Below are 7,590 nucleotides of genomic sequence, written 5' to 3'. Positions count from 1 at the left end.
GTTTTCTTCCGTTTTCTCCGCAGTTTTGCCATGTTCCAGTGTAAGTGCTAGCCCCTTTGCCCCCAATGTGAGGCCTTCGTCCATGAGGTGTTTGTTGATGGTGACGAACTCTTCTGGTGTGAGGCGCGACAGGTTGAGGCCGAATTTCTTGACGAAGCATGGCCTCTTGCCGGACCAACGCCCGGTGCGCTAAGTTCTTTTTATGGTTGCGACGATCAAATCCATTTTCGCTGTCCTGATGGTTCTGGTTTTTACCGGGGTTCCGTTGACGGACGCACGTGCGGCGGAGTGGCCGACGGGCGATCCGCAGCAAGACGCCGCCATGGCCGCAGGTGAAGCGGCTTATGAAGCGGGCGACTACGTTCGCGCCAAGGCGATTTTTCTGTCCTTGTCCGAAAAGGGTCATGCCAAGGCCGAAAACATGATTGGTCTGATGTATTCCAAGGTTAAGGGTTTCGAGAAGGATCGTGTTCAAGCTTGCGATTGGTACGAGCGCGCGGCGGAGCGCGGGTATGTTTCGGCTCAGTTGAATTTGAGCATTTGTTATTTTCAAGGGAGTGGTCGCCCCCAAAATAATAAATTTGCTCTCAAATGGTCATTGAAAGCGGCAGAACAAGATAACAAAAATGCTCAGGCGAGCCTTGCTGCATATTTTTTGCACAGAGATAGAAAAAAATATTTGTACTGGGCACAAAAAGCCGCCGCCAATGGCAGTGTCAAAGCGAAGGCTTTGATGTGGGCCAATGGCGAGGGCATTCTCGTGCCAGACCTTACCGCAATTGATTTGGTCTGTTTTGTGGTCATGGTTGGCTGGCTTGATAAGCCTGATGATTATTGTGATTAGTTAGTTTTCTTCGGTTTTCTCCTTTACTGCACCTTCACCCACCGTCATCACCAACCCCTGCGCCCCTAGGGTGAGCCCTTCGTCCATGAGGTGTTTGTTGATGGCGACGAACTCTGCTGGTGTGAGGCGCGACAGGTTGAGGCCGAACTTTTTGACAAGGGTTGAGTTGAGGCGATCCAGGACGGGCTTTAAGGCCTTTCGGGTGCCTTTGCCGCCAAAGGCGGACGTCAGGCCAACGGCGTAAGCGCCGATCCTTTGGCCCGTAGGTGATACGCCGGATTTTGCGAGATCGTGGGCGATTTCGCCCATGTTTTTGAGGGAGTCGGCTGCCACAAAGGGGGCCTTTGCAAGTTTTCCCACGCCGGGCACCATTTCCGCTGCCGTGCCCGCCGCATTTGCGACATTGCTCACGCTTGAGCGCACAGCCGTTGCATTTCGGGTGAATTTTGTGCTGTTGGGCGTGAGGTTCTGAATGCGTTCCAAGCGCTTTTGTTCCGTATCCCAATCGATAACGCCGCTCATGATGTCTGCGCCATTGATGATGTTGTTGGCGACCTCCAGCGCGGGCTGTATGGCCGTTTGCAGTTCATAATGGTTTGCCGTGGTCTCGTTGGCCGTTTCGATGGCAGAGCGGTTCATGCCGATTTGATCAACGGGCTGTCCATCGGAGCGGCGCGAAACAAATGGATTTTGTCGGGTCATGTAAAATTGTGTCCGGCTGTTTTTCAGTTCTTCGGGAAGTTGGTCGTAGAGCGTGGGGTTTTTATCCATGATTTCCGTAAGGTCGTCGTAGAGCTTTTTGCGTTCGATCGCCGTGCCGTTGTGATGGATGTCCAATTCCTTGGCAAATCGCGGGTCCGTGGTTTTTTGGGTTTTGTCGATCAGCAAATTGACCCCTTTGCGCAAGACGTCTGTCACGTTGCGCTCTCCCACAGTCTTGCGGGCTTGAATGCGTCGTCCGACGGGCGTGTTGCCGTAAGCATCGTTTGCAGAGCCTGCGGAGGGCATGGAGGAGGCTTCGGCTTTTGTACCGTTCTGAGAGGCGGGCGTAATGGGAGCGATTGCGGGGGTGGCAGGTGCGGGGCTTGGTGCCGTTGCATTGTGAGCCAAGTTCTTGGTCAACGCTTGGATTGTTTCTCCACCCGGATTAATGACGCCATCGATTTTCAGGCCGTTGCTTTTTTGAAAACGTTTGATTCCTTGATCCAGACGCTGGCCCATATAGCCGGTGGGACCATCTGTCTTGCTTAAGTCGAGGGCTTGGTGTGCGCCCAGTAAGGTTTCCACCTTGGCGATGTCCTTCGGGGCATTTTTTCCCTTCAGTCCGACGCTTTGGGAAATTTCGGGACCATCGTCCAAGGCATTGCTCAAGTTCAACGTGGACTTTGAATCGCCGAGCAGCGAGCCGCCGAGATTTTGCATAAAATTTGAAAACATCGCGCAGAATTCCATTTTGGGGTGAGAGGGCGTTGGTTTTTGCACATGAGCACAAAACAGGAACAAAGTCAAGGAAAAGGGGAATAAATACCTTTATTGGGCAAATTGCGAGCGGTCGTATACTGCTCCCGTGCTGTTTATGCGCGGCGATTATGCTAGTCTTAAAGCCCCGGACAGATTGGGGTTCTGCTGAGGACGGCTATGGGCAAGATGCTGAATTTGTTGAACGATGGCGATCAGCGCACCATTGGACGGGTGGCCGATGCGGTGCGTTTGGCCCTCGGCAAGCCTCAGCACATCAATGAATTGGTGGATTTGATGTCGCATGCCAATCCGGCCGTGCGCATGCGGGCGGCGGACGCGTTGGAAAAGGCCACCGTGCAACACGCCCCGTTGTTGGCCCCGCATAAGGACTATTTGATCGACTTGATCGAAGTCGCCCAGCAAAACGAGGTTCGCTGGCACTTGGCGGAGATGGTGACGCGCCTTGATTTGCAAGGGGATGAAATATTTGCCTTGGCGGCAATTTTCACGCGCTGGTTCCAGCGTGCCGACAGCCGCATCGTGCGCACGGCGGCCCTGCAAGGCATGTTTGATTTGGCCCATAAGGACACAAGCCTGATCGATGAGACCTTGAAGATGATGGAACTTGCACTGGCTGGCTCAATTCCCGCCCTCAAAGCGCGGGCGCGCAAACTGAAGGGGCCTTTGGAGCGCCTGAAAGCGGCCTCCGGCGATGCCGAACTGCACTAAACACTGCATTAAACCTTGATTGGTGCGGCCACTCAGATACAAATAGCGCCTCCAGTGCCCCTTTTAGATTCAGACGGAACGCAAAAACACCATGAGCAGCAAAACCGACAGCGCCAAAACCAGCGTTTACAAACCGCGCCCCATTTCGGGCTTTTTGGAATGGCTGCCCGAGGTGCGTTTGGTGGAATTGCGGTGGATGGACGACATTCGCGCTGCATTTGAATCTTACGGCTTTTGTTCCATCGAAACCCCGTCGGTGGAAGAGATTGAGGTGTTGGCCGCCAAAGGGGGCGATGCGGACAAAGAAATTTACGGCCTGCGCCGCCTGGCTGCTGAGCCGGGGGAAGAAGAGGGCGGACGCTTGGCGCTGCACTACGACTTGACCGTGCCGATGGCGCGCTACGTTGCCCAACACTTCGGCGACTTGGTGTTCCCGTTCAAGCGCTACCAGATGCAGCGCTGCTGGCGCGGCGAACGGCCCCAAGAAGGCCGTTTGCGGGAATTTTATCAGTGCGACATCGACGTCATCGACATGGATGAAGTTTCGCTGCACTTTGACGCCGAAATTCCCGAAATGACTCTGGATGTGTTGAGCCGCTTGGGCGTCGGTCCGGTGTGTCTGCACATCAACAACCGCAAAATCTTGCAAGGGTTCTATCAGGGACTGGGCATCGAAGACATCGTGGGCGCGATCCGCATCGCCGACAAGCTCGACAAAATCGGCCACGACGGCGTGATCGAGGGTTTGACGGGAGAGCTGGGTCTGGCGCAATCGGTGGCGAAAAAATGCGTCGAGCTGGCATCCATCCAAACCCTGGACGCGTCCTTCGCCGACGAGGTCCGGGCGTTCGGCATTGAAAATGAACAACTGGAAGCGGGCTTGGAAGAGCTCACCTTCGTTATGCTGGAATTGGCTCACTTGCCAGAGGGTTCGGTCATGGCCGACATGTCCATTGCGCGCGGCTTCGACTATTACACCGGCACGGTTTACGAAGGCAAATTGGTCGATTATCCCGATTTCCCGACGGTGTGCGCGGGCGGGCGTTACGACAATTTGGTGGGATCGTATTCGCGTCAAAAACTGCCAGGTGTGGGCATTTCCATCGGCTTTTCGCGGATTTTTTCCAAGTTGGTTAAAGAGGGTCGCATCGAAATTGGCGCCAAGTGCCCCACCGATGTGATGGTGGCGTGCCTGCCGGGATCGTCGCGCACCGATTTGGCGGTGACGTCGCGCAAGCTCCGTGAACGCGGCTTTAAGGTCGAGATGTATCACGAAGCCAAATCGCTTAAGGCACAAATGAAATACGCATCGCGCAAAGGCATCCCGTATGTGTGGTTCCCGGCCAATGCCGAACAGCCCAATCATGAAATCAAAGACATGATCACGGGTGAGCAGGCCGTCGCAGATATCGAGACCTGGAAACCCTAAAGACGCCGTTCCACTCTTGTGCCAAAGGGGTGTTGCGGGTACAAAGCCTCAACCATTTTCACCGAAAAGGACCGACGCACATGCGCGCCGAGATCGAAACCGTTACTCAAGACCTCAAGCAGTCGCTGGAACTGCTGAGGAGGCATCTTTGACTACGACCAAGCTGTTCTGCGTCTTGAAGAACTGAACGCCCTGGCCGAAGAGCCTGAGCTGTGGAACGACGCCGCCAAGGCCCAAGCTTTGATGAAAGAGCGCACCAAGCTGGACGGGTTGATCAAAGAAATCGACGCTTTGGTATCCGATCTGGTCGACAATCTTGAACTGATTGAAATGGGTGAGGCCGAAGACGATGCGGGCATCGTCACGGAGGCCGAAAACGCCCTTATCGCCGCCCGCGACCGGGCCGCCAAGGCTGAATTGCAGACCTTGTTGTCCGGCGAAGCCGACGCCAACAATTGTTATTTGGAAGTCCACGCGGGCGCGGGCGGTACCGAAGCCCAAGACTGGGCGGAAATGATTACGCGCATGTATGTGCGCTGGGCCGAACAACACGGCTACAAAACCGAATGGCTGGAAGAAAGTGCCGGTGAAGAAGCGGGCATCAAATCGGCCACCATCAAAATTTCCGGCGACAACGCCTATGGGTGGATGAAAACCGAATGCGGCGTGCACCGTTTGGTGCGCATTTCGCCCTACGATTCCAGTGCCCGGCGCCACACCAGCTTTTCCTCCGTCTGGGTCTATCCCGAAATCGACGACGACATTGAAATCGCCTATGACGATAAGGATTTGCGGGTCGATACCTATCGCGCCAGCGGTGCGGGCGGACAGCACATCAACAAGACCGATTCCGCCGTGCGCATCACCCACATTCCGTCCGGCATTGTGGTGCAGTGTCAAAGCGACCGCTCCCAGCACAAGAACCGCGCTGCCGCTTACAAAATGTTGAATGCGCGCTTGTATGAGGCGGAACTGCGGCGTCGGGAAGAAGCGTCTCAGGCGGAACACGACGCCAAAACCGACATCGGCTGGGGCCACCAAATCCGTTCTTACGTGTTGCAGCCCTACCAGATGGTCAAGGATTTGCGCACCGGTGTGGAAACCTCCAGCACCGGAGCCGTGCTCGACGGCGATTTGGATCAGTTCATGGAAGCCGCCCTGGCGCACCGGGTTAAGGGCGGTAGCGCGGACATTCAAGACATCGACTAGGGTCTAACCCCAAGTCAGCGAATGAAGATTTCTTTGTACAGCACCGTGATGGCGATTTCCGGCTTAATGATGCGGTTGATGATGATGAGGATGTCTTCACGCAGGCGCTGTGTGCCTTCTTCGCCGCTCAGTTCATCGGGGGTGGTGGCGCGCAGTTGAGCCTGAATGGAGTCCATGATTTTGACTTCGTTTGCCACAAAGGCCAATTTTGCGCTTTCGCCTTGCAGCTCGACCTGCATGCCTAGGCGGATAAACGGACGCGCCCGCCTTTCGGTGGGCTTTATGTCCACGGTGATGCGGGGAAGTTCGTAATACACGGGCGGTCCGGGCAGCATGACGGTGGTCTCGTGAGCTTTTTCCACGTGCAAAATGCCGGAAAAATAAACCCCTGCGCCGCCACCGATCAAAACCAAAGCCCCTAAACCGATGATGATATATTTCATCTTTCCCGCCAGCTTGCCTTTGGGAGCTTCTGGAGCCACTTCATCCTCTGCAGGGGGCTCAGCAGGGAGGGGGGCGGGTTTGCCTTTAGCCGTGTCGCTCATCGGTTTTGGTCCTTGTGGCCATCATAAAAAGGGCAGGCCCGTTGAAATCAATCGTATGAGTACTAGCGGTGCACGCAGATAGTTTCAAGCCTTCGCTGCGCAGTCGGGTTCATAATAGTCAGCCCGCATCCCCGCCTGGGTGCGCGCCGGGACGTTGAAGGGCGGCTTGATTTGGCCTTTGTAGCGCTCCCTCACCAAGGATTTGAAGGTCGGCGTTGGGGGCAAATGGCGTTGCTCGCAGACATATTCAAACCACCGAACGCCGGCGGCGACGTGGCTGATTTCTTCTTCTCCGATCAATTCAAAGATGTCGGCGGTGGCGTCGTCGCCATTGGCTCGCAATCGTTCAACTGTTGCAGGCGTGGTGTCTAGACCACGCGCCTCCAGCAGCATGGGTGCGAGCGCCATGCGTGCCAAAACATCATCATTGGTGTTCAGTGCGGCTTCCCACAGACCGTCATGGGCGGGGATGTCGCCGTAACTGGCCCCCAACTCGACCAAGCGATTTTGCAGCATCTCGAAATGACGCGCTTCGTCTTCGGCGACCCGAACCCAGTCGTCATAAAAGGCTTTGGGTAAATTCAAGGGGGCAAAGCGCGCCACCGCATCCCACGCCAAGTCGATGGCGTTGAGCTCAATGTGGGCGATGGCATGGATCAAATTGGTGCGCCGCTTGCCGCCCCCGGCGGATCGTTTGGGCATGTCTGAGGGCGGGCACAGGACCGGCTTGACCGGGCGGGCCGGACGATCAGGCGGCGAGGATGTGCCAATCTCAGCGATGTTACCTGCGCGCCACTCATGCGCATACGCATACGTCAGACGCACTTTTTCTGCGGGATCGGCGGTGTTCAAAACGCGGCATGCGGCGTCTGAGAGCGTCACGGGAGTTGTCACAGGGCTTGGACAGCTTCGAGCACTTCGGCGGCATGGCCCTTGACCCGCACCTTGCGCCAAATGTTTGCAATTTTGCCCTTGGCGTCGACGAGAAACGTGGCCCGCTCAATACCCATATATTCGCGGCCATAATTCTTTTTCAACACCCACACGCCATACGCCTCACACAAGACACCGTCTTCGTCCGACAGCAACGGGAATGGAAAACCCTGTTTGGCTTTGAAGGTGTCGTGGCGTTTCACGCTGTCTTTGGACGCACCCAAGACCACCGCGCCGGCCTTGACGAAATCGGCGTGCAAGGCGGCGAAATCGTTGCCTTCGGTGGTGCAGCCGGGGGTGGAGTCCTTGGGGTAAAAATACAGCACTATGGCCTTGCCTTTTAAGTCGGCAAGCTTGAGGCGACCGTCGCCGTCGGTGGGCAGGTCAAATGCGGGCGCTTTATCGCCAATGGAAATGCTCATATCAGTCCTCAAACAAAG

The 7,590-nt window shown here is 55.8% G+C and carries 8 protein-coding genes; 4 read left to right on the top strand and 4 right to left on the bottom strand.

The window, feature by feature from the left end; all coding sequences use genetic code 11:
* The first annotated feature begins 322 nt into the window (after window positions 1–322).
* On the top strand, window positions 323–844 hold the full coding sequence (locus tag BEN30_RS13935; protein WP_170827068.1) for a tetratricopeptide repeat protein: 522 nt from the start codon (window positions 323–325) through the stop codon (window positions 842–844).
* Here the strand turns inward: BEN30_RS13935 and BEN30_RS13930 are convergent, their stop codons facing one another.
* Window positions 845–2,281, bottom strand: coding sequence for a peptidoglycan-binding protein (locus BEN30_RS13930; protein WP_170827067.1), 1,437 nt, complete (start codon window positions 2,279–2,281; stop codon window positions 845–847). It lies immediately after the preceding gene.
* Between the two features lie 201 nt (window positions 2,282–2,482).
* On the opposite strand from BEN30_RS13930, the gene BEN30_RS13925 reads away from it, so the two are divergent.
* The 3 genes from BEN30_RS13925 (at window position 2,483) to prfB (ending at window position 5,672) form a co-directional block, all read left to right on the top strand.
* Window positions 2,483–3,034 carry a HEAT repeat domain-containing protein gene (locus BEN30_RS13925; protein WP_069958939.1) on the top strand — a complete coding sequence of 184 codons (552 nt, stop codon included), beginning with the start codon at window positions 2,483–2,485 and terminating at the stop codon, window positions 3,032–3,034.
* A gap of 91 nt (window positions 3,035–3,125) precedes the next feature.
* Entirely contained in the window at window positions 3,126–4,463 is a 1,338-nt protein-coding gene (gene hisS, locus BEN30_RS13920) for a histidine--tRNA ligase (protein ID WP_069958938.1), read from the top strand.
* An 80-nt stretch (window positions 4,464–4,543) separates the two neighbouring features.
* Window positions 4,544–5,672, top strand: a protein-coding gene (prfB, locus tag BEN30_RS13915) for a peptide chain release factor 2 (protein ID WP_139135042.1) whose coding sequence is annotated in 2 segments (ribosomal slippage) — window positions 4,544–4,612 and window positions 4,614–5,672 — 1,128 coding nt in all. Because the reading frame shifts where the segments join, the coding sequence is not laid out codon by codon here.
* A 14-nt stretch (window positions 5,673–5,686) separates the two neighbouring features.
* On the opposite strand, the gene BEN30_RS13910 is transcribed toward prfB, so the two are convergent.
* The 3 genes from BEN30_RS13910 to BEN30_RS13900 form a co-directional block, all read right to left on the bottom strand.
* Window positions 5,687–6,217: a flagellar basal body-associated FliL family protein gene (locus tag BEN30_RS13910; protein ID WP_069958936.1), complete on the bottom strand. Its 531-nt coding sequence runs from the start codon at window positions 6,215–6,217 to the stop codon at window positions 5,687–5,689.
* Window positions 6,218–6,301: 84 nt separating this feature from the next.
* On the bottom strand, window positions 6,302–7,099 hold the full coding sequence (locus BEN30_RS13905; protein ID WP_245649059.1) for a ferritin-like domain-containing protein: 798 nt from the start codon (window positions 7,097–7,099) through the stop codon (window positions 6,302–6,304).
* A gap of 8 nt (window positions 7,100–7,107) precedes the next feature.
* On the bottom strand, window positions 7,108–7,572 hold the full coding sequence (locus BEN30_RS13900; RefSeq protein ID WP_069958934.1) for a peroxiredoxin: 465 nt from the start codon (window positions 7,570–7,572) through the stop codon (window positions 7,108–7,110).
* Window positions 7,573–7,590: the final 18 nt, after the last annotated feature.

Source organism: Magnetovibrio blakemorei, from assembly GCF_001746755.1.
Lineage (GTDB): Bacteria > Pseudomonadota > Alphaproteobacteria > Rhodospirillales > Magnetovibrionaceae > Magnetovibrio > Magnetovibrio blakemorei.
The sequence above is the reverse complement of the archived record's forward strand: the minus strand, read 5'-3'. Positions and strand labels throughout refer to the sequence as shown.

Bases quoted from the DNA above. Each gene is read 5' to 3' on its own strand.
- BEN30_RS13925 (WP_069958939.1), top strand. From the start codon at position 2,483: ATGGGCAAGATGCTGAATTTGTTGAACGATGGCGATCAGCGCACCATT.
- BEN30_RS13935 (WP_170827068.1), top strand. From the start codon at position 323: ATGGCCGCAGGTGAAGCGGCTTATGAAGCGGGCGACTACGTTCGCGCC.
- BEN30_RS13930 (WP_170827067.1), bottom strand. From the start codon at position 2,281: ATGTTTTCAAATTTTATGCAAAATCTCGGCGGCTCGCTGCTCGGCGAT.
- BEN30_RS13900 (WP_069958934.1), bottom strand. From the start codon at position 7,572: ATGAGCATTTCCATTGGCGATAAAGCGCCCGCATTTGACCTGCCCACC.
- hisS (WP_069958938.1), top strand. From the start codon at position 3,126: ATGAGCAGCAAAACCGACAGCGCCAAAACCAGCGTTTACAAACCGCGC.
- BEN30_RS13910 (WP_069958936.1), bottom strand. From the start codon at position 6,217: ATGAGCGACACGGCTAAAGGCAAACCCGCCCCCCTCCCTGCTGAGCCC.